The organism is Bacillus sp. PS95, from assembly GCF_037963565.1.
GTDB lineage: Bacteria > Bacillota > Bacilli > Bacillales > Bacillaceae > Bacillus > Bacillus subtilis.
The window spans coordinates 3,823,566-3,844,955 of sequence record NZ_CP150160.1; the positions used below are offsets into that span (position 1 = coordinate 3,823,566).

The following is a 21,390-nucleotide window of genomic DNA, read 5'->3' on the forward strand; positions in this document are numbered from 1 at the left end:
ACTCTTCATTTTACAAGGATTCGACTGTTCCTGCAAGCCGCTCCATCCTTCGTATCTCCTATTCTTTCAGCTAATTTGTATAAATATTTTCCAACCTGGACATTCTAATACCATGAAAAGAAAAATGGGAGTTGAGATAAATGACAAAACAGCGACAAGACGCTTGGTCAGAGGAAAACGATCTGCTTTTAGCCGAAACAGTGCTTAGGCATGTGAGGGAGGGCAGCACTCAGCTGAACGCCTTTGAAGAAGTCGGCGATAAATTAAACCGGACATCCGCAGCCTGCGGATTCAGATGGAACGCAGTGGTCCGCCATCAATATGAAAAAGCGCTTCAGCTTGCGAAGAAACAACGAAAACAGCGGATGAGAGCGCTCGGAAACGGGCAGCCCGCGAAAAAAAGATTATTATATCAGCCTCCTGCCGTTGATCCTGAAATCATTCAAGAAACCGCTGCAGAAGAGCCGGTTAAAACGGAAACACCTTCTGTCGAAAATGAGCAACCTTTAATGTCTGGCGAACATATGCCTTTTGTTGATGAAAGCTTTAAGGAAGAGTTAGCTAGTCTATCACACTTATTGTCTCCTCAAACACCTGCAGCTGCGCCTGAGATGACGATGAATGATGTGATCCGCTTCCTGCAGAATTACGAAGGCAATCACGAGCAATCATCAGCATTAAAAATGGAAAACGAGCGTTTAAAGAAAGAAAATCAGGAATTGCAAAACAAAACAGAGCAGCTAGAGGCAGAAGTTCAAAAGCTTGAAAAAGACCAAAAAACGATCCAAGAAGATTATGAAACCTTGGTGAAAATTATGAACAGAGCCAGAAAGCTAGTTTTATTTGAAGAAGATGAACATGCCTCTCCGTCCTTCAAAATGGACCGGAACGGCAATTTAGAAAAATTAGCGGAATGACATAGAAAAATCCCAAAACGGGCAGCTGTTTTGGGATTTTCGCCATGTACAAAATCCTCTTTTCTATTGAGAAAAGAGAATTTCCTCATTTTGCAGCCGGATCAGCTATTCTTGTAAAATGAGGCCAAGCTTATGTGAATCTATTAAGACATGTGAGCTGCCTCGGCCGTTTTTTGTTTCCGAGGCGCAGCAGAAATGACCAAAAGCCCCAGCATCATAAGCGCAATGCCCAGCCACGAGAAAGGCGAAAGCATTTCCCCTATGAAAAACACGCCAAGCAATGAAGCCGTCAGCGGTTCCGCTAAAGACAGCGTGACCGCCGCCGAGGCCGGAACCCCGGTAAGCCCTTTCGCAAACAAAAAGTATGCGGCACATGTTGCAATTAACCCGATGTAAAGGCTTGTTCCCAGTCCTCTAGGGGTCCATATCCACGAGATATCTGACTGCCATAATAGCGGCGTCAGTAAGATGGCGCTGATCATGAATACAACGGCGGAGGTCGCTCGAGGAGGCTGGGTTTTCATCATCGCTTTACTGATGAGCGTATAGCCTGCAAAAGAAGCACCCGCTCCAAGCGCCATAAGAACACCAGCCACATCAATCCGAACATTGGAACTGTCGGAAAACAGAAGCCAGCAACCCGTTAAAGCCAGCACAGTCGCAATCCACCAAGAGTTTCGCGGGCGTTTCTTCAATACGGCCCATTCGAGGGTCCCGGCAATGATAGGCGCACTGCCGATGGCAATCACAGTTCCCACTGCAATTCCCGTTTCTTTAACCGCTGTGAAAAACAGCGGCTGGTAACACGCCATACAAACAGCGGCTAAAAATACGAGCGGCCATGACCAATTTTTCACGTGAAGCTCCCGGCTGATCCAAACCGCAAGCAGCATGGCGCTTCCTCCTATTAATAACCTGAACGCCCCAAATGCCAGTGGTGTGGCGCTTTCTGGAGCCAACGCCTGAACGGTTCCCGTAGTTCCCCAGAAAAAAGCCGCCATCAATACAAAAAGGCTGTAAATATTCCCCTTCATCTGCCTCTCCCCTTTAATATGGATGCTGATGTCATTTTATCGTTTTTCTTTTTGTCGTGGTTATCTGTATGTAAGAAGGATTTATCTGAAAATAAGATTATTGGGGTAAAATGCCGCTTGAGATAAAAAATGCATGCCGGCATATACAGCCGGCATGCGAAGAACGTTCACCCAAATACCTTTGCATTCCGCTCAGCCATCCGGACGAGGTTTTTCTCAAATTCCATTTCCTCATCAGTGGACAGTCCAGCTGAATAAAGATGAGTGGTTAACGCTTTTAATTCCGTCAATAAAGCGAACATTAAGTCTTGTACGGAGATGTCTTTTTGCAGAAGCTCACTTAAGGACGCCATCGTTTCCGGACGTATTTCCGGATAGACGCCTTTTTTATCGTTTTGTTTGTCTTTCAGCGCCGCTTGATAGAATCGTCTGATCAAGTCGGCCCTTTCACTGCCGCTTTTATCCGCACAGAGATAAATTTGAACAGCGACTCCGCCGCGAACGCGTCTCTGAGAGATGCCGGCGAACTTTTTGCCATTTATACTGAGGTCATAGCTGCCGGGACAATAAGACCCTTCAATTTCATAGGCTTCGATCTTTGCGTTATACGGTCTCAGCATTCGTCTCATCAGCTCGACCATCGCTTCATATCCTTTGTCTATATCGATGCCTTTCTTTTCGTCCTCGAATATGAGAGAGATATTTAAAACACCGTCATCCAATACGACGGCAAGACCGCCGGAATTGCGTACGATCACACGGTATCCTTCGCTCTCCAGCAAGGAGATGCCATCCTGCAAAAACGGGAGGCGTGTATCCTGTATTCCAAGGACAATTGTATCGTGGTGCACCCATGAGCGCGCTGTCGCCGGCGACACGCCTTTTCCGACGGACATGCACAGCGTATCATCCATTGCGAAGGATTGCTTCGCATCAAATAAAGGGCCGAGACTGGATTGGTCAATGACTCTCCATTTCGGCTGCATCAGTAAATCAATCGGTTGGTTTGCCATCTATGTAAAACCCTTTCATGTTAGGCTTATTGAACGAAAACTATTATATCATTTCAGCAGCTGTGATTGATAATTGCTTTTCAGCATCGTAATAAAAATTTCTTTATTTTTTGTATTCTCCATGAGAGGAGAATGAATGTAAGACAGCTTGCGCTTTAACGAGAAATCTTTAATATGCAGAATTGAGATTTCGCGGTGGATCAAATCCTTATGCAGCACGCTTCTGGATAGAACCGAAAGTCCCATGCCGTTGATCACCGCTTCCTTTACACCTTGATTGCTGCTGATGGTGAACATTGATTTCGGCCGAAGTCCATTTGAACTGAGTACATGATCAAGATATTCTCTCGTCCCGGAGCCTTTCTCTCTTGTCACCCACGCTTCGTTCTGCAAATCGCTGATCGAAATCTCTTTCCGCCCGGCGAGCGGATGCTGATTTGGAGCGGCAATGCACATTTCATCCTCCATGAACGGTTCAATTTCCAGCTCATTCTCGTTTGTATGTCCTTCAATCAGCCCGATATCAGCCTGAAGCATCCGCACACGCTCGCTGACCTCCTCTGTATTGCCAATCATGACATCTAGATTCAGCTCTGGATACAGCTTTTGCAGCTGGGCCAATAGCGGCGGAAGAATATACTCACCGATTGTAAAGCTTGCAGCTATTTTCAATTCACCCTTCACATAGTGATGATGCGCATAGATTTCAGCCTTGGCTTGTTCGTAGAGAAACACCATTTGCTTTGCTCTTTGATATAAAATGTCTCCTGTCGGCGTTGTCGTAAAGTGTTTTGGCGACCTGTTCAGAAGAGCCGTTTGAAATTCTTTCTCAAGATTTTTGATATGCAGACTGACGCTGGGCTGGGAGATCATCAGCTTTTCCGCCGCTTTTGTGAAGTTTTTTTCTTCTACCACCGCTATAAACGTTTTCAGCACGTCGTAATACAAAAACCCCACCCCTGTCATTAATGAAATATATGGTTATGATTAGTTTTCTTTATTGTACTCATATCATCCGTCTTGGTAAAGAAGGCTATACGGAAGCGCAAAAAAGGCAGCCCTCGGTCGAGAGCTGCCATCGTCTTCAATTTTATTACAGTGCTTGCGCCGCTGTAATTAATGCGAGATTGTAAACATCTTCAGCGTTACATCCTCTTGAAAGGTCGTTTACAGGCATATTTAAACCTTGCAGGATTGGTCCTACCGCTTCAAAGTTGCCCAAACGCTGAGCGATTTTATAGCCGATGTTTCCTGCTTCAAGGCTTGGGAATACGAATACGTTAGCGTCCCCTTTGATCTCGGAATCCGGCGCTTTTTTCTCAGCTACAGATGGAACAAATGCAGCATCAAATTGGAATTCGCCGTCAAGTGTCAGTTCAGGCGCTTTTTCTTTCGCGATTTTCACTGCATCCGCTACTTTTTCTGTTTCATCAGATTTTGCTGAGCCTTTTGTAGAGAAGCTGAGCATTGCCACGCGAGGCTCAATGTCAAACATTTTTGCCGTATTGGCACTTTCGATCGCAATCTCGGCAAGATCTTGGCTGTCAGGCGCAATGTTGATCGCGCAATCTGCGAATACGTATTGCTCTTCTCCGCGAGCCATGATGAACACGCCTGAAGTCTTTTTCACGCCTTCTTTTGTTTTGATGATTTGAAGAGCCGGGCGGACAGTGTCAGCTGTCGAGTGAGCAGCTCCGCTTACGAGTCCGTCTGCAAGGCCTTTATACACCAGCATTGTACCGAAGTAGTTCTCGTCTAATAACGCTTTGCGAGCCTGTTCTTCTGTCGCTTTGCCTTTGCGGCGTTCTACGAATGCTTGTACAAGGTCTTCCATGCCTTCATATGTATGAGGATCATAAATCTTAACGCCGTCCAGCGTAAGGTTCAATTCTTTTGCTTTTGCTTGGATCTCATTTTCATTGCCGATCACAATCGGATTCAGCACTTTGTTTCCTGCAAGCTTGCTGACCGCTTCTAAAATACGCTCGTCTAAGCCTTCAGGAAATACAATTTTAACGTCTTTTCCAGCTACTTTTTCTTGCACTGTTGAAAATAAATCTGCCACAATAAAACCTCCTCAAAAAGTTACAAAAACGCTTTCTTTTACTAGCATACTCTTCTTCCAATCAAATTCAAACAGCCAACTTTCATTATAGCGCTTTCATAAAAAAATCTTATTTTTCTAACTAATTTAAGTGACTCAATCTTCCCTTATAGGTTCTTCTATTTTGATGGAGTTATACGGAAGGGATGTTCAAGGTTTCTCCACAGTAGAATCGGATAAACTATGGTATAGTGAAGGCAATCATGAAAAGATAATGGGAGTGAAGATAAATGAGTGAACAGCAAATGACGAATGAAGCTGCAAAAACGCTTGACGGCTGGTATGCGCTTCATGATTTCCGCACAATGGATTGGACTTCCTGGAAGCTGCTGTCCAGTGATGAGCGCCAATCTATCATACATGAATTCACCGGGTTGCTTGAAAAATGGGGCGTAGCCCAAAAAGAAGGAAAAGGATCGCAAACTCTTTACAGCATCGTCGGCCAAAAAGCTGATTTTATGCTGATGATCCTTCGTCCTACAATGGAAGAATTAAATCAAATTGAGCTTGAATTCAACAAATCAAGACTTGCTGAGTTCACCATTCCGGCATACTCCTACGTATCAGTGGTAGAGCTGAGCAACTACTTGGCAAGCGGTGACGGCGATCCTTATGAAAATCCGCATGTGCGCGCTCGCCTTTACCCTGAACTGCCGGAATCTAAATATGTATGCTTCTATCCAATGGATAAAAGAAGATCCGGCAACGACAACTGGTATATGCTTTCAATGGAAGAACGCAGAAACTTGATGAGAAGCCACGGTTTAATCGGCCGCAGCTATGCGGGCAAAGTCAAACAGATCATCACCGGCTCTGTCGGCTTTGACGATTACGAGTGGGGCGTTACATTATTTAGCGATGATGTCCTTCAATTCAAGAAGCTAGTGTATGAAATGCGTTTTGACGAAGTCAGCGCTCGCTATGGCGAATTTGGTTCATTCTTTGTCGGCAATCACCTTTCGCTTGATACACTTCCTCAATTCCTATATGTATAATATCCCCTCCCGCCCTATCCGGCGGGAGTTTTTCAATCCTCATTTATCAGAATTTAAATAAAATTTGCTATTTTCTTCGTTTTTTCTTACGATGTAGATAATAATCCAATTTTTTCAAAGGGGTGTAGTTATTTGTCAAAACGAACCGCATTTGTTATGGGAGCCAGTCAAGGGATCGGGAAAGCAATCGCTCTGAAATTAGCAGACCAGCATTTTTCCCTCGTCATTAATTCGCGAAATTTGGATAATATTGAATCTGTCAAAGAAGACATTTTGGCCAAGCATCCTGAGGCGAGCGTCATTGTCCTTGAGGGGGATATGTCTGACCGGCATACGAGAGCGGGCATTTTTCAGGAAATCGAATCTCAATGCGGACGGCTTGATGTTCTGATTAATAATATCCCGGGCGGCGCGCCTGATACATTTGATAACTGCAATATAGACGATATGACGGCCACGTTCACTCAAAAGACCGTTGCCTATATTGACGCTATCAAGCGTGCTTCCTCACTGATGAAACAAAACGAGTTTGGCAGAATCATCAACATTGTCGGAAATCTGTGGAAAGAACCCGGCGCCAACATGTTCACAAACAGTATGATGAATGCCGCTTTAATTAACGCCAGTAAAAATATTTCCATCCAGCTTGCTCCTCACAACATTACTGTCAACTGTCTGAATCCTGGTTTTATCGCTACAGACCGTTATCATCAATTTGTGGAAAATGTGATGAAAAAGAACAGCATATCCAAACAGAAAGCAGAGGAACAGATTGCTTCCGGGATTCCGATGAAACGGGTCGGATCAGCCGAAGAAACCGCAGCGCTCGCCGCGTTTCTTGCCTCTGAGGAAGCCTCCTACATCACGGGACAGCAAATTTCCGCTGATGGCGGCAGCATGAAAAGCATATAAAAAACATCCCGCTTTTTAGCGGGATGTTTCTTGTAATGACCCGAACGGCAGGTTCAGCTTTTGAATCCGCATGACAAATTCCCTCAGATCCTCCTGCTTCGACACCATGGAGATTCTGACATGCCTTTTTCCGTTGCTTCCAAAAATTTCGCCCGGTGTGACTACGACATGGGCATGCTCCAGCAAGTAATCGGAAAATTGGTGAGATGTCTCAAACGTATTCGGAATTTCAGCCCATACGTAAAAGGTTCCTTTTGGCTTTTCCATCTTCCAGCCCAGTTCCTTTTCACAAAGCGCCGTAAAAAAGTCAATTCGTTCCTTATAAATTCGTTTCAACGATTCCGTATGCTCCGGATCTCCAGAAAGCGCCGCACTCGCTGCCTGCTGCAGCCCGCCGAACATGCCGACAAATACATGATCCTGAAATTCATTGACGGCCTGAATGATTTTTTCGTTCCCAACCGCAAACGCCATTCTCCAGCCGGCCATGTTAAATGTTTTTGAAAATGAATAAAGCTCTGCTCCGACAGTTTTGGCATCCTCTGCCTCAAGAAAGCTGGCCGGTTTTTGATCGAATTCAAACGCCCCGTATGCAAAATCATGAATCAAATGGATGTTATGCTCTTTCGCAAAAGCAGCAGCTTTTGCATAAAAAGCCGCATCAGCCACAGCTCCAGTGGGGTTGTTCGGATAGTTTAAAAACATAAGCTTCGCTTTTTCCAGCACGGCTGGATCAATCTTTTCAAAATCCGGCAGATAGCCATTTTCTTCATACAGCGGCATTTCGTAAAGCTCAGCTCGCGCCATCGTAATCCCTGATAAATATTCAGGATAGCCTGGATTCGGGACTAAAGCGATGTCTCCCGGATTGAGCAGGCATTGTGTCAGCACATACAATCCGGCTTTCCCGCCTCCGAAAAGCGCGACTTCCGTTTCAGGATTGATTGTCACTCCGTATTCCCTTTTATAGAACGCGGCGATCGCTTCCTTTAAAAAAGGATAGCCCCTGAAAGGGCCGTATCCATGAAACGAAGGATTCAGAGAAGCCTCCCGCAAAGCCTCGACAATATGCGGCGGAGTGGGAAGGTCAGGGTTCCCCTGTCCGAGATTAATGATATGGGCTCCCGTTTTTTCCATTTCCTTTACCTTTTGAAAAACGAGAGAAAACTCCTGCCTTGGAAGTGTCTTGATGACATCGGACGGTGTTATTTCCATCTAAAAGACTCCTTTTTGCTCCGTTTTGTTATCCCGTTCCAAAAACGATTTGTTGACGAGCTTCGTATGCAAAAACAAACCGCATACGATCACGACAATCAGCCCCATAATGACCGGAGCGCTTAGGATGTTAATGAACATTGAACCAATAGAAATGCATAATCCGATAGACGCTTCGGCCACTGAAAAAATGCGCCCTTGAATCTGGTTTGCCGCATTTTCCTGAACCTTCACTTTTGCAAGCACTTCCCCGTATTCCATCGCGATGAAAAAGAGGATCGCCGCGATGACAGAAACAGCGAATATCGGTGTGAATAAAAACAGCGCCAGCGAGACAATGGATAAAACGGTAAAGTACGTCAGGCCTCTATTGTTGTTAAAGCCCCATTTGCTGACAAGCGCCGCTCCGATAAAGCCGCCGAAGCCGATGCAGAACGTGAGAATAAAGTTGCCGATTTCCCCGTCACCCAGAAAGCGGCTGACAATCGGAAAATAGCTGTACACAACTCCCCACAGCAAAGCCATTGTAATCATCGTAAACATGGCGTTTAATACAAAAACATTGGTTTTGATTTCCTTGAGCCCTTCCTTAAAAGACTGAAAGGCCTCTTTTATGTTTTCAGATTGAATCGGCACAAATTGCAGCTTGATACGGCTGATAAAAAATGCCGAAACCAGGTATGTCACACCGTTAAAGGCAACAGCCAGCTCTACAGATCCGCCTAACAGAAAGAGCCCTCCGGCAGCCGCCCCGACGATAATGGAAATGGTTGTCGCTTTTGCAAATAACGTGTTGATGCTTTTAATATCTGATTCCAAGGACGACATGACAGCGAGACGGGCGGGATTAAAAAACACGCCGCTTCCATAAGAAATAAACAGCAGGGCCAGAAAAATCAGCGGATACTCGCCTTTTGGAAGAAATGTGAGCCCCAAAAAGATGATGCCTCTGATGATATCCGTCCACAGCATGATCTTAATTCTGTCTAACCGGTCGACCAGAACCCCCAAAAACGGCTGAAACACCATCGGAATGCTTCTGACCACGATGACCCCGGACGTCACCCAATAATCGTGATAATATGTAGACAAAATGAGCAGGGCAGGGAGAACACAATAGTCTCCCATGAACGATAGCGCCTGCCCGTAAAGCAAGTATTTAGAGTTGGGTTTCAGCGGTTTCATACTGGCAGCACATACTTTGCCGTCAGCTTCGCATGCTGCTGAATTTGTCTGATTGATTCAGCCACATCCTGTGAATTACTGCCTTTCAGTTCAAATGCAGCAATGGAATTGAAAGCTTCAAACAATGTCAAATCAACTGAAGTGCCTGGTGCTGCGGCCGAAAAAGAAACGATTTCAGTATCCCCTTTTAAAAGCCCGTCCGGAATATCGATCGCTTCAATGACCAAATCCTCAGCAGTTTCTGGAATCTGGCCATTTTGTTTGAAATGCTGCGGGTACAAATGGCAGTCGGCAACATAATAAGGCTCTTGATCCAATAATCCGTCCGGCAGATCGGCGTCTTTTCCGAAACAGAGGACATCTAATAATAATTGCGCCATATCAAGGCCAAAGACCTTTTTAATATTGGGGATCATATTCCAGCCGGCGAATCTGGCTGCCGATTCAATTAAACCCGGTTCTCTGTTTTTCATTAGCTTGATCTCTGTATGTGTTGCGCAATTTTGCAGGCCAAGCCCTTCATTTGCCTTTTTGGCAGCTTCGACAATTTTCTTTTTTGCCTCTTCATCCAGAATGGATGGCGTTATGTGGGATGTCTCTGTAAACCCGATTTGCGGCGTTTTATCATGAATGGCGATCGGGAAATACTCACCGTCAGCCATGATGCCTTCTATACTGATATAGTCGGAGTACCCTTCTGTTTGATACCAGTCTCCGTACTCACCCTGTAAAAATTCTTCAGCGATAAACGGCGCTTCAAACGTAACCGCCTTTGGCACGTTAATTGATTTCAAATAGTCATTGACTCTGTTAAATTCATCTTCTGCCGTCTCAGTGTCCGTAATCAGCGTTACACCGATTGAACTCGCTAAGTATGTAGGCTTTAAGATAAGAGGTGTGCCGATCTCTTCAAGAGCAGCACGGAAATCTTCGAGAGTTGTGACTCGTTTGTTTTTGATCGATTTGACTCCGGCCTTATTAAAAGCGTCCCTCATTTTATTTTTATCTCTGGCATTTTCGGCTGCCTGCACGCCGGCACCTCTCAGGCCCAGACGTTCACAGGCTTTCGCCATCGGAGCAATGAATAATTCATTGTTTGTTGTGATGGCATCCGCCCCAAACATTTCGGCAACCTTGACGATTTGCTCGACGACCTCTTCCTCAGGCTTGTCATGATCCTCATGCGCCCAATAAATGGAATCAGGATGCTCAAAATCAGCTAAACTCTTAAAATAGTCTTTATCTTTTATGACCGCGACCGAGTATTTTTCAATCAATGCTGCATGGGAGGCTGTAATTGCAAAAGGTCTTGGAATAAAGCTGACCAGGTTATATTTTTCAGCAGCGCTTTTATAAAACATGTGCGGCGGGCAGCCTCCAAGATCAGCGATGACCAATACTGTTTTTCTCTCCATATGTAAAACACTCCTTCTCTATTGTGCGGTGTATCCTCCGTCTGCGGTGATGGCGCTTCCGGTCATATAGCTTGATAAATCCGAGGCTAAAAACAGCATCACGTTTGCTATTTCTTCAGGTTTCCCAAGCCTCAGCAGCGGATTTACCTTCGCCTTTTCTTTTTTGATCTCTTCAAGTGTGCCTTCATTATTTTCAAGGAATGATTTTTCATTCAGCGGTGTGTCGATGATCCCTGGGCATACGCAGTTCACGCGAATTTGATGCTTCGCATAATCAACAGCCATTGATTTAGTCAGCTGCAAAACCCCGCCTTTGGTGGCGTTATAGGCAGGAATATCAGGCCATGCCACGAGTCCGCCGACAGAGCACGTATTAATAATGTTGCCCTTGCCGGCGGCCAGCATATGCTTGAGTGCATGTTTGCTCATTAAAAACATGCCGGTCAAATTGACTTGCAGCACCTTGTTCCAATCTCTGAGCTCCATCTCGTGAATAGGCGCCACGATTTCGATGCCTGCATTATTAATCAAGACATCGAGCCCGCCAAATGTATGAACCGCCGATTCAACTGCGTGCTGGCAGGCAGCTTCGTCTGTGATGTCCGTTTGCACAAAGTGCAGCCTGTCATTATTTTCTTTTCGTACCATTGCTTCTCCCTGCGCTTCATCAATATCCGCCACAACCACATTGGCCTGCTGGCCCAAAAAAGCCTGAACCGCAGCATAACCAATGCCTGATGCGCCTCCTGTTATGAGGACGGTTTTATCGGTGAGGTTCATGATCATTCATCCGCCTTCATTTTTTTTGCTTTTGCTCTGTTGTAGCGCGGCGGGAAGAAGATATTAATCGATTTTGATTCTTTTTCTGAACGGTTGATGGCACCATGATCTTCGCGAGGCTCACAGAAATAGGCTGTGCCGAATTTCATCTCGACTGTGCAGCCTTCGACCGTCATGTCATAGCCGCCGCCAATGCAGATGCCTATTTGTTCATTCCGATGTTTATGGAAAGGCATTTCTCCGCCATTTCCAGGGATTTTGGCAAGCATAATTTCTACCCAATCCTCAACAAAGAACGTGACTTCCATGCCCGGCAGCAGGTCTCTTGTTTTGAAAATATCCAAAAAGTAGTCCTCAGGGCTTGTATATGTTTCATCAGCTTTCAGCCGCTTGATATCAATAGCAATCACTTCTTGGTCTGTGTCGTTTCTTGCCCCGTGAGGCACATGCGGCGGCGCGATATAGGCAGATTCCAAGGCTGTCATTTTTCTTGTCACATCTCCGACAGTCATCATCAGCTCGCCAGAAACGACCATGCCGATTTGGACCTCCTTATGCTGATGGGGTTCAACATTGGTATGCGGCGGGACGTAAGACATTAATACTTCAGTATCCCCTCGTACGGTTGAATACTGCCTCACTCCGTTTTCCCATTCAATTAATTTCGGTGTCGGGAAATAAAGCTCCTGCATATCTTCTTTAGTTTTCATCATCAACGTCTCCTTTTCCAAATAATGACCAGCTCATTGGAATGCTTTTGAATGTTTTTACAAAGGTTAGCCCGTACTTTTGCCGTGCAAGCTCATTGGTTAAGGCAATGTCATACAAACCTTCTTTTACTTTTCTTGCGGCTTGACTGGTTGAATTGACTAGTTTGAAACGAACATCTTTGCGGGTAAAATATTTTATTAAATTAATAGGTGAAGGATGTGAAACAATAACAGATGTATCAAGCATATCGTCTCTGAATTCAAAATCAGGACGAACAGCCAGGCCGTACATCGGTGTATCGCACCTGAAGATCTGCAATAGCTGCAAATCCGGCCTCATGTAGAAATGCTTAATGCCATCGTAAGCATGTGGGACGATGGTATATTCCAGCGGGCTTTGGAGCGTCCTTTCGATGCATGATTCAAAAGTATCATGCAAGGACAATTTACTGTTCAGCCCTTGTAGAAGAGTAAAATTGGAAATGAAATGCTTTGCTGCGTACTCACTGCTTGTCCCCTCAGGGCCGAGCGTGTTGACTGTAATGAGTTTGGATAGTGAATCAGTTCTTTTTTTTGTCTGAATGCTATTATCCAATATAATCATGAGCACCAACCAATCTTTTAAAATTTTAAGTAAATTTTATCCAGCGGCAATTGAACTGTCAATGTTTTTTGAAAATATTGATAATTATTCCCATACAAACAAAAAAACCCTTTAAAAAGGGTTTTTAATTATAGGAATTTAGAAACTTTGTTTATTGAGATAAGGACTGATCGGCCTTCTGCTCAAGTTTGCCGTACTTTTTATATGCGAATACACTGAGCACAAATCCGAGGACTGTGATGGCGGCGCAAATCAATCCGACAGCTGCATAGCCGTATGCCACATATACGGGTCCCATTAAAGCAGAACCTAATGTCACGGCCAGATTCGAGGCGAGGCTGTAAAACACCATGACTTTTCCGCGATGACGCTCTGAGCAGTCACTCAAAATGGTGCTGAGCAGCGTCACCGTCAAACTTTGCATTAATCCCCAAATAAATAGGCTGGCGATTAACAGAAACATAGACGCCGGCGCATATGGTAAACACGCCAGCAGAACGCTGATGACCCCCAGCGCAATCAAAAGGGAGCGCATTTTTCCGATGCGGTCGGCTATCTTTCCTGTAATCACACTCATGGAAAACCCGATTCCATAAATCATGATAAATAAGCCCGCAGCCGTGTTTCCTCCGGTAAAAACGTCCTGAAGATAGGTGCCTAAAAAGGAATACATACCGTAAAAACCAATCATATTACAAAAGGTTATCGTGATATAAACAGGTACACGAGGGACTTTCAGCGCATCCCGGAATGTTCCTGCCGGCTCTTCTATTTCTTTCTTGCCGCTGTTTTTATGTTGGGCATGGCGGCGCATTTCAAGGAGAATCAGCAGGACAACTAAAACGCCCATCAGGGCGAAAATCCAAAACGTCCATCTCCAATGCAGGACGCCGCCGATAAATGATCCGAGCGGCACTCCGAAAATCAGCGCCAGCGACCAGCTTGAAACGATCAGTCCCATCACCTTGCCCCGGTATGTATAAGGAACACGATCACCGACAACTGCGTATGCGGTCGGAACAAACGCTCCCGCAGCCAATCCCGAAAGCGCCCGGCCTAAAAAGAAGAAAAAAATATTTTGAGCCAAAGCGCATATCACCGTTCCTATGATAAAGATCATAAGCCCGGCCAATAAACTCAGTTCTCTGGAGTATTTATCGCCTAATGGAACCAAAAGCGGCGCACCGATAAAAATCATAACGCCGTAAATACTGATAGATAATGCAAGGACGCTGACATCTGAGCTGAAGGCTTTTGCTAAATCCGGCAGCAGCGGTGAGATTACAAGCTCTTCAGATCCAGCCGCAAATACCCCCATCGTTAAAGCCAGTGCCAACAATAACGGAAAATGATGTTTTGTTTTGATGTCATTGTTTTGATTGCTGTTCATTCTTTCTCAAACACCTCTTCCATAATCTTCTTATCATAAAGTTGTATTATAGTTTAGCATTGTTTTTTCTCTATTTACAATTCGAACGAAATATTTATAAGTTTTATTATTTTCATTTAAATCCCATTATATATTTCTATATTTCATTCTAAAAATACATGAGGATGTACCACGTAAAAAAAGCTCTCCGGCCTCCCGGAGAGCTTTTTCTATTGCGCCTCTGTCTGCTTTTTTTCAATCGGTTCATGATTTATACGCTTTTTGATGCTTAGATGATAGTATGCATAACAGAAAATAATGATCGGCACACCGCAGTATAAGCCAATTCTTTGATCCGGAATGAAAATAAGGCTGATCAACACGGCTCCATATAAACAAAATCCGAGAATCGGGACTAGCGGATAAAGCGGCGTTCTGAACTCCAGATCATTCACATTTCCGCCTTCAGCAAGGAAACGTCTGCGAAAGAAAAATTGCGACGCACAAATGGACATCCACGCGACAACTGTCACCATGCCCGAGATTGAGATACACCATAAATACACTGTTTCTGCGGCCATGACACTTGTCAGCAGCGAACAGCCTGAAATGCCTAGCGTAATCAGCAGGGCATTCATCGGCACGCCTTTTTTTGTCAGTCTGGTGAGAAAGGATGGACCCATTTGATTTGATGAAAGTGACCACATCATACGTGACGCCGCATACAACCCCGAATTAGCAACAGATAAAATGGCTGTTAAGATGACAAAGTTCATGATATCTGCCGAAAATGGGATGCCGATTTGATCGAGTACCGCTACAAATGGGCTTTCAATCACCCCCGCCGTTTTGTACGGAAGGATGGCAACCAAGACGAACATAGCGAGCACAAAGAAAAACAGCGTGCGCCAAATGACATTTCGAATGGACTTTGGCAGTGTTTTTTCCGGGCTTTCACTTTCCCCTGCCGCAATGCCGACAAGCTCCGTTCCCTGGAACGAGAAGTTCACCATGACCAGCGTAAACATAACGGCCAGCACCCCATTAGGGAAAAGTCCTCTATCAGTCATAAAGTTAGACAAAAAGGGTGTCTCCTGTCCGCCTTTAAAGTCAATCAAGCCAAACACAGCGGCTCCGCCAATCACAATAAATAATATGATCGCCGCCACTTTGATGCTTGAAAACCAAAATTCCATTTCTGCAAAGCTTCTGACAGAGAGCGCATTAATCAAAAAGATGACGATGCCGAACACGAGGCACCATATCCAGATCGGAACGGAGGGCAGCCACCTTTGCATCAAAATGCCTGCTGACGTCAGCTCTAACCCCACTGTATTCGCCCAGCTGAACCAATACAGCCAGCCAATCATAAAGCCTGTCGACGGTCCCAGAAATTTAGTGGCGTAGGCCTGAAACGATCCGGCCACCGGCATGGCAACAGCCAATTCTCCTAAACAAAGCATGACGAGATACATTAAAAATCCGCCGATGATATACGCGGCAATGGCGCCGAGCGGTCCCGCCTGGCTAATGGTAAAGCCAGAGCCTAGAAACAGCCCAGTGCCAATCACCCCTCCCAAAGCAATCATAAACAAATGCCTGCTTTTCATGCTGCGCTGCAATTCATTTTTATGATTCTGCATCATCCTTCCCCCTTTGGTTCTTTTGCCGTGATGGTCATCCGGTAGCTTTGCAAAAGGTGAACGGTGGTTTGCTGTATGAGGAGAGGCAATACATGAAATGTGTACGGTTTATAGACTCGTTCTGTCCATTTATGGCCGTCTTTTCCGTACACGCCCATATTAATGGATGGAATATTCAGCTTGCGTATGTCTTTGAACGGAATGGTCCCAATCATATTCCACCCAGGGAAGTTCCTGATAAAAGAATCAATTTCGCCATCGGTTTCGTGCAGTGATAAAAAACTGCCGTCTGCCAAGTAGGGGAAAAACTTTTTGAAGACAAATGTTTCGCCTGTCGATTCAGCGGTTTTGTCAGCCGCTTCTTTTATCACATGCTGCAAAAGCTGATCTCTTGCGCTATCTTCTTTCAAATAGTTATGCGGCAGGTAAGGAGGTGCGTAAAATAGAATGACTTTTGCGCCTTGATCGGGGTCAAGCTTTTGAAGCTCTTCGATTGCCTGAAAGCATCTCATGCGAAGTTCAAGGTGCTCGTTGGCTTTGAATGTCTGCTCGATACACTGCTCGGGATCTATCCCCCGGTTTCTCAGCTTTTCTAAGTATTGCTCCAGGCTATACACTTGAATGTCCCATGATAAATGTTTCTTTGGCAGGTTGGCTCTTTTTGCATATTCTTCATAATAATCTGATAATTTTCGTTCTGTTTCCCGGCATGCTTCCTCAGTGACTTCAAAAAGCAAATCCATCATCTCTTTTGCTGTTCTTTCATAAATAAAACAATTGAAATACAAGCTGGTGCTGACAGCCGTTTGCACATTATAGGATTCCTTGTTATCACGCTGATACAAACAGGATGGTGGCAGAACCAACTCCCCTTCAACCTTTTCTGCCAGATGGATGTTATTGTGGAGACGGCTTGTGATTTCAGATGAAATGAAATTTGGGTCAATCCCTGCCAGTGTATCGCCAACATGGACTTCACGCCCGTAAATGTAAAAGCAAGGCAGCAGTTTTCCCGCGGCTCCGGTATAGATATATCTTGTCTGATCACCATCGTAAAGCGGGGTAATAAAATCCGTATTAATAGCAGCCAAATAGTGAAGCTGTTTTTCTTTTTTTAACCGGTTCAGCTCTGAAATGCTGGCGAGAATGCCCGAATGCTGGCTCTCCTCATCGGGATTGGCCATAAACAATACATTTCCCGGCAACGTCTCAAGGTTCTCCGAAAAATGCAGGAGATTGGCTAAATGCACGGCGATGCCGCTTTGCATATCAACAGATCCTCTTCCGAACATCCAATCGCCTGATTTGGCATCCCGCTGAACATCCTGATCGAACTCATAGCGGCTGAAATACTCGGCCAATTTCTCACAATCAAAAGCGATATCCTTTAAAGGGCCGAAATCTTCAATTCCAACTGTATCCAGATGGGCATGGTAAATGACTGTATTTCGGCTTTCTCCATGTCCTTTAATAAACGCAAAAATATTTTTGCGTTTGTATGGGTCATTGGGAATGGCCTGTTCCCACACATGACTGGGGTTTTCCTGAAAATAAGGATAGCTCGTGATCACTTCTTTGATGAAATCTGCTTTTGTCCCTTCTCCAACGGTGCCGTTCACGCTGCTGAGGCTGACCAGAGATGCTGTCAGCGCCTCCACTCTTTCAGCCGGATTCATGTGACTGATTTTTGTATACTGCATAAATTGTCCTCCTGATCAAAAAGTTGAAATCGTGCGATCCGCTAAAGAATCGCACGATTTTATTTCTCTCAAATCAAAAAGCTTCGGACGTTGTTTTGGCTTGCATATGAAGAATTAAGTAATCGGGACCGCCTGCTTTTGAGTCTGTTCCTGACATATTAAAACCGCCGAACGGCTGATAGCCGACAATTGCTCCGGTACATCCTCTGTTAAAATATAGGTTTCCGACATGGAAATCCTCGCGCGCCCGTTCAATGTGCGCACGGTTTTTCGTCAGAAGCGCACCTGTTAATCCGTATTCCGTGTTATTGGCAATCTCCAGCATATGATCGAAATCACGCGCTTTGCAAATCGCAACAACCGGGCCGAAAATTTCTTCCTGCATCAAGCGGGCGTTTTCATCAACATCTGCAAAGATCGTCGGCTGAATAAAGTAGCCTTTTGAATCATCGCCTTCTCCGCCGGCCAATAGCTTGCCTTCAGATTTGCCGATTTCAATGTATTTCATCACTTTGTTGTAGGATGCTTCATGAATCACGGGACCCATATACGTATCAGGATCTTCTGGATTGCCGACAGTCAGCGTTTTGGTCAGCGCCACAGCTTTTTCCACCACTTCATCATACACATCCTGATGAATGACCGCGCGGGAGCCCGCAGAACACTTCTGTCCTGAATATCCAAATGCTGAATACACGATAGAGGATGCAGCAAGGTCAAGATCGGCGTCCTTGTCAACAAGCACTGTGTCTTTTCCGCCCATCTCAGCAATTACCCGTTTGAGCCATTTTTGGCCCGGCTGCACTTTGGCGGCTCGCTCATAAATCCGGCAGCCGACTGCACGGGAACCTGTAAATGAGACAAACCGTGTCTTCGGATGCTCAACTAAGAAATCACCGATCTCCGCTCCATCTCCCGGAATGTAATTCAGAACGCCGTTTGGCAGACCCGCTTCCTCCATGACCTCGACAAATTTTGCTGCCACTACCGGGGCTGCGTCAGCCGGTTTTAAGAGAATCGTATTTCCTGTCACAATCGCTGCCGCCGCTGTTCCCGCCATAATCGCGAGCGGGAAGTTAAATGGAGAAATGACGATGCCGACGCCAAGCGCTTCGTAATGATATTGATTGAACTCGCCAGCACGGCTCTTCACCGGAGCCCCTTCCTTGAGCTTTAACATTTGGCGCGCATAGAACTCTAAAAAGTCTATCGCTTCAGCCGTGTCCGCATCTGCTTCCTTCCACGGTTTTCCCGCTTCCTTCACAAGATAGCTTGAAAATTCATGCTTTCTTCTGCGCAAAATAGCCGCTGCCTTAAAGAGAATATTCGCGCGGTGCTCCGGTCTTTGTTTTTTCCAGGAATCAAATGCCTGCAATGCGGCTTGCATTGCTTTTTCAGCAAGCTCTTGATCCGCTGTAGACGCGTACCCAATGATCTCTTCTTTATTTGCCGGGTTAATAGAAATGATTTTGCGGTCCGTTTCAATTTTTTCTCCATTTATGACAAGCGGATAATGCTTGCCGAGCTGAGTGTTTACAAAGGCCAATGACCCCCCAAATGCAGTTTTATTCTTTGCTTCCGTAAAATCGGTAAATGGTTCGTGCGCGTATGTGACTGTCATATGTAGTCCCCCTCGTGTTATGAAATATATCTTCGCATATGAATAAAAATGCAAGAATCATGCCATTTTCTTGTCTTTTGCTGAAAAAACTTGTTGAATCGAACAGAAATTTGTCTAACAGGTGATCATCTTTCTCTATTTCCGATCTTGAACGCAAATTTATTTTGCGATTTTTGCTCTTTAGGCAAAAAACAAATGCAAAATTATTTTGCGGAGGCTTCTCAAATTAGACCCATCCGCGGAATCGCGATGCTTCTGCCGATTTTCTGATGCCCGTCATGTAAGCCGCCAAACGCATATCCACTTTATGTGTTGCCGCTGTCTGATAAATTGTTTCGAACGAGCTGACCATGACGTTTCTCAATTTTTCTGCAACCTCTTCTTCCGACCAATAATATCCTTGGTTGTTTTGCACCCATTCAAAATAAGAAACCGTGACGCCGCCGGCACTCGCCAGGATATCCGGCACAAGCAGCACGCCTCTTTCATTCAGGATCTTAGTGGCATCAATGGTTGTCGGGCCGTTCGCCGCTTCAACGACGATTGACGCCTGAATGTTATGTGCGTTTTTGGCTGTGATTTGATTGGAGATCGCGGCAGGCACTAAAATATCGCAATCCTTTTCAAGCAGCTCCTCATTTGTGATGACGTCAGTAAATAAATTGGTGACCATACCGAAGCTGTCCCGTTTATCGAGCAAATAAGGAATATCAAGGCCGTCTGGGTTGTAGAGCCCGCCATTGGCATCAGAAATCCCGATCACCTTCGCGCCCGCATCGTGCATGAATTTGGCCAGGAAGCTACCCGCGTTTCCAAAGCCCTGTATGATGATGCGCGCGTTTTGCAGCTTGATCCCTTTTTTCTTCACCGCCTCTTCAATACAAATCGTGACGCCCTGTGCCGTCGCTGTTTCCCGTCCTTGCGATCCTCCCAAAACAAGCGGTTTACCTGTAATAAAGCCCGGAGAATCGAATTCCCGCAGCCGGCTGTACTCATCCATCATCCACGCCATAATCTGCGAATTGGTGTACACATCGGGAGCTGGAATATCCTTTGTCGGACCGACGATCTGGCTGATGGCACGGACATACCCCCTGCTCAGCCTTTCCAGTTCCCCAAATGACATTGTCCGCGGATCACAAATTATACCGCCCTTCCCGCCGCCGTAAGGAAGATTGGCAATCCCGCATTTGAGCGTCATCCAAATGGATAATGCCTTTACTTCCTCTTCATTAACTTCTGGATGGAAGCGAACGCCCCCCTTTGTCGGACCGACAGCATCATTGTGCTGTGACCGGTAGCCTGTGAACACTTTGACGTTCCCATTGTCCATTTTGACCGGAATGCGGACAGTGAGCATTCTCTGCGGCTCTTTCATGAGTTCATACATATCTCCCGGATAACCCAGCTTCCGAAGGGCTTCCTTAATGATTGTTTGGGTAGACAGAAATAAGTTAAGAGCTTCTTTTTCTTCATCTTTCGAGACTTGCTTTGCTGACATCTTTTTCACCTCATTGTTTTTTTGGCCGGCTTTAATGTAAGCGCTTTAAAAAATCAGCCCGCCAATTCCTTTCTGCATCGGATTCACCCTTATCATCATGCAAGATCCGTACCAGCTTTTGAATCCACAAAAAAAAGAGACTGAAAACATCTCAGTCTCTGACTACAAATCTATCGATTAACGGGGATCAATCACCAGCTGCGTTTCAGCATAAAAACTGCCGATTCCCAAACCGTTTACTACATCGCCTTTAATCGTGTAAGTGCCTGCGCGAGGAAGAGTTTTACGCACCATGACAAGGTCAAATTCGGATGCGCCTAACAAATCAAGCGTAAGCGGGAGTCTGACTGTTTTTCCATCGTTTAAAATCTGTGTTTCTTTCAGTGTTCTTCCATTCACTGAATCTCTTGTCGTAGCATGAAACCCGTCAGGAAATTGAAATTCTACCGCTCCGAGAGAAAGCACCGCATTTGGTTTATATGTCACTTCAATATCAGAAGTGGTCCACTCTTTCGTGCTGTTAATTGTTTTTGCCTCGATTGATGCAGACTGTGCATGAGCTTGGCCCGAAGGAAGTAAGATTGATAGTAAAACAGCTGAACTGATGAATAATGAAGATACGAATGAAGTTCTTTTTAGCATGACATTTCCCCCTAATTGATTGTTGAAATT

Annotated in this window: 19 protein-coding genes; 3 read left to right on the forward strand and 16 right to left on the reverse strand. The window is 45.3% G+C overall.

What is annotated here, in order from left to right; translation table 11 throughout:
* The first annotated feature begins 140 nt into the window (after positions 1-140).
* A complete protein-coding gene (rsfA, locus tag NSQ12_RS19925; RefSeq protein WP_003243464.1) occupies positions 141-917 on the forward strand; it encodes a prespore-specific transcription regulator RsfA in 777 nt (258 codons plus the stop codon).
* A 143-nt stretch (positions 918-1,060) separates the two neighbouring features.
* Here the strand turns inward: rsfA and NSQ12_RS19930 are convergent, their stop codons facing one another.
* The 4 genes from NSQ12_RS19930 to pta form a co-directional block, all read right to left on the reverse strand.
* Positions 1,061-1,951: a carboxylate/amino acid/amine transporter gene (locus tag NSQ12_RS19930; protein ID WP_198878422.1), complete on the reverse strand. Its 891-nt coding sequence runs from the start codon at positions 1,949-1,951 to the stop codon at positions 1,061-1,063.
* 167 nt (positions 1,952-2,118) lie between these two features.
* Positions 2,119-2,964: an octanoyl-[GcvH]:protein N-octanoyltransferase gene (gene ywfL, locus NSQ12_RS19935; protein WP_198878421.1), complete on the reverse strand. Its 846-nt coding sequence runs from the start codon at positions 2,962-2,964 to the stop codon at positions 2,119-2,121.
* A gap of 48 nt (positions 2,965-3,012) precedes the next feature.
* Positions 3,013-3,912, reverse strand: coding sequence for a cysJI operon transcriptional regulator CysL (cysL, locus tag NSQ12_RS19940; RefSeq protein WP_014481233.1), 900 nt, complete (start codon positions 3,910-3,912; stop codon positions 3,013-3,015).
* A 145-nt stretch (positions 3,913-4,057) separates the two neighbouring features.
* On the reverse strand, positions 4,058-5,029 hold the full coding sequence (gene pta, locus NSQ12_RS19945) for a phosphate acetyltransferase (protein ID WP_003235941.1): 972 nt from the start codon (positions 5,027-5,029) through the stop codon (positions 4,058-4,060).
* A gap of 269 nt (positions 5,030-5,298) precedes the next feature.
* Here pta and hemQ point away from each other — a divergent pair, with 269 nt between their 5' ends.
* Together hemQ and bacG are read left to right on the forward strand one after the other, a co-directional pair.
* Positions 5,299-6,063, forward strand: a complete 765-nt coding sequence (hemQ, locus tag NSQ12_RS19950) for a hydrogen peroxide-dependent heme synthase (protein WP_003227507.1) — start codon at positions 5,299-5,301, stop codon at positions 6,061-6,063.
* A 132-nt stretch (positions 6,064-6,195) separates the two neighbouring features.
* Positions 6,196-6,975 carry an NADPH-dependent reductase BacG gene (bacG, locus tag NSQ12_RS19955; protein WP_339175456.1) on the forward strand — a complete coding sequence of 260 codons (780 nt, stop codon included), beginning with the start codon at positions 6,196-6,198 and terminating at the stop codon, positions 6,973-6,975.
* Between the two features lie 15 nt (positions 6,976-6,990).
* Here bacG and bacF read toward each other — a convergent pair whose 3' ends face one another.
* From bacF to bslB, 12 genes are all read right to left on the reverse strand, one after another.
* Positions 6,991-8,190, reverse strand: coding sequence for a transaminase BacF (bacF, locus tag NSQ12_RS19960; RefSeq protein ID WP_338382419.1), 1,200 nt, complete (start codon positions 8,188-8,190; stop codon positions 6,991-6,993).
* The gene (bacE, locus tag NSQ12_RS19965) at positions 8,191-9,375 is read right to left on the reverse strand and encodes a bacilysin exporter BacE (RefSeq protein ID WP_339175459.1); all 1,185 of its coding nucleotides are present in this window, start codon (positions 9,373-9,375) and stop codon (positions 8,191-8,193) included.
* Complete coding sequence (bacD, locus tag NSQ12_RS19970) at positions 9,372-10,790, reverse strand: alanine--anticapsin ligase (RefSeq protein WP_038429808.1); 1,419 nt, start codon at positions 10,788-10,790, stop codon at positions 9,372-9,374. Before bacD ends, bacE begins: the two co-directional genes overlap by 4 nt.
* 18 nt (positions 10,791-10,808) lie before the next feature.
* Positions 10,809-11,570 (reverse strand): dihydroanticapsin 7-dehydrogenase, encoded by a 762-nt coding sequence (gene bacC, locus NSQ12_RS19975; protein WP_120363589.1) that lies wholly within the window; start codon positions 11,568-11,570, stop codon positions 10,809-10,811.
* 2 nt (positions 11,571-11,572) lie between these two features.
* Complete coding sequence (bacB, locus tag NSQ12_RS19980; RefSeq protein ID WP_003244300.1) at positions 11,573-12,280, reverse strand: 3-((4R)-4-hydroxycyclohexa-1,5-dien-1-yl)-2-oxopropanoate isomerase; 708 nt, start codon at positions 12,278-12,280, stop codon at positions 11,573-11,575.
* A complete protein-coding gene (bacA, locus tag NSQ12_RS19985; protein WP_009968341.1) occupies positions 12,270-12,884 on the reverse strand; it encodes a prephenate decarboxylase in 615 nt (204 codons plus the stop codon). Before bacA ends, bacB begins: the two co-directional genes overlap by 11 nt.
* A gap of 151 nt (positions 12,885-13,035) precedes the next feature.
* Positions 13,036-14,274, reverse strand: a complete 1,239-nt coding sequence (locus tag NSQ12_RS19990; RefSeq protein WP_088467434.1) for an MFS transporter — start codon at positions 14,272-14,274, stop codon at positions 13,036-13,038.
* A 209-nt stretch (positions 14,275-14,483) separates the two neighbouring features.
* A complete protein-coding gene (locus NSQ12_RS19995; protein ID WP_172480949.1) occupies positions 14,484-15,896 on the reverse strand; it encodes an amino acid permease in 1,413 nt (470 codons plus the stop codon).
* Positions 15,896-17,596, reverse strand: coding sequence for a M20/M25/M40 family metallo-hydrolase (locus tag NSQ12_RS20000; protein ID WP_088467436.1), 1,701 nt, complete (start codon positions 17,594-17,596; stop codon positions 15,896-15,898). The genes NSQ12_RS19995 and NSQ12_RS20000 overlap by 1 nt, the downstream gene beginning before the upstream one ends.
* A gap of 73 nt (positions 17,597-17,669) precedes the next feature.
* Positions 17,670-19,217, reverse strand: a complete 1,548-nt coding sequence (pruA, locus tag NSQ12_RS20005) for an L-glutamate gamma-semialdehyde dehydrogenase (RefSeq protein ID WP_160221888.1) — start codon at positions 19,215-19,217, stop codon at positions 17,670-17,672.
* 226 nt (positions 19,218-19,443) lie between these two features.
* Positions 19,444-20,718, reverse strand: coding sequence for a glutamate dehydrogenase (gene rocG / locus NSQ12_RS20010; protein ID WP_080529933.1), 1,275 nt, complete (start codon positions 20,716-20,718; stop codon positions 19,444-19,446).
* A gap of 177 nt (positions 20,719-20,895) precedes the next feature.
* The gene (gene bslB, locus NSQ12_RS20015) at positions 20,896-21,360 is read right to left on the reverse strand and encodes a biofilm surface layer hydrophobin BslB (protein ID WP_003227472.1); all 465 of its coding nucleotides are present in this window, start codon (positions 21,358-21,360) and stop codon (positions 20,896-20,898) included.
* Positions 21,361-21,390: the final 30 nt, after the last annotated feature.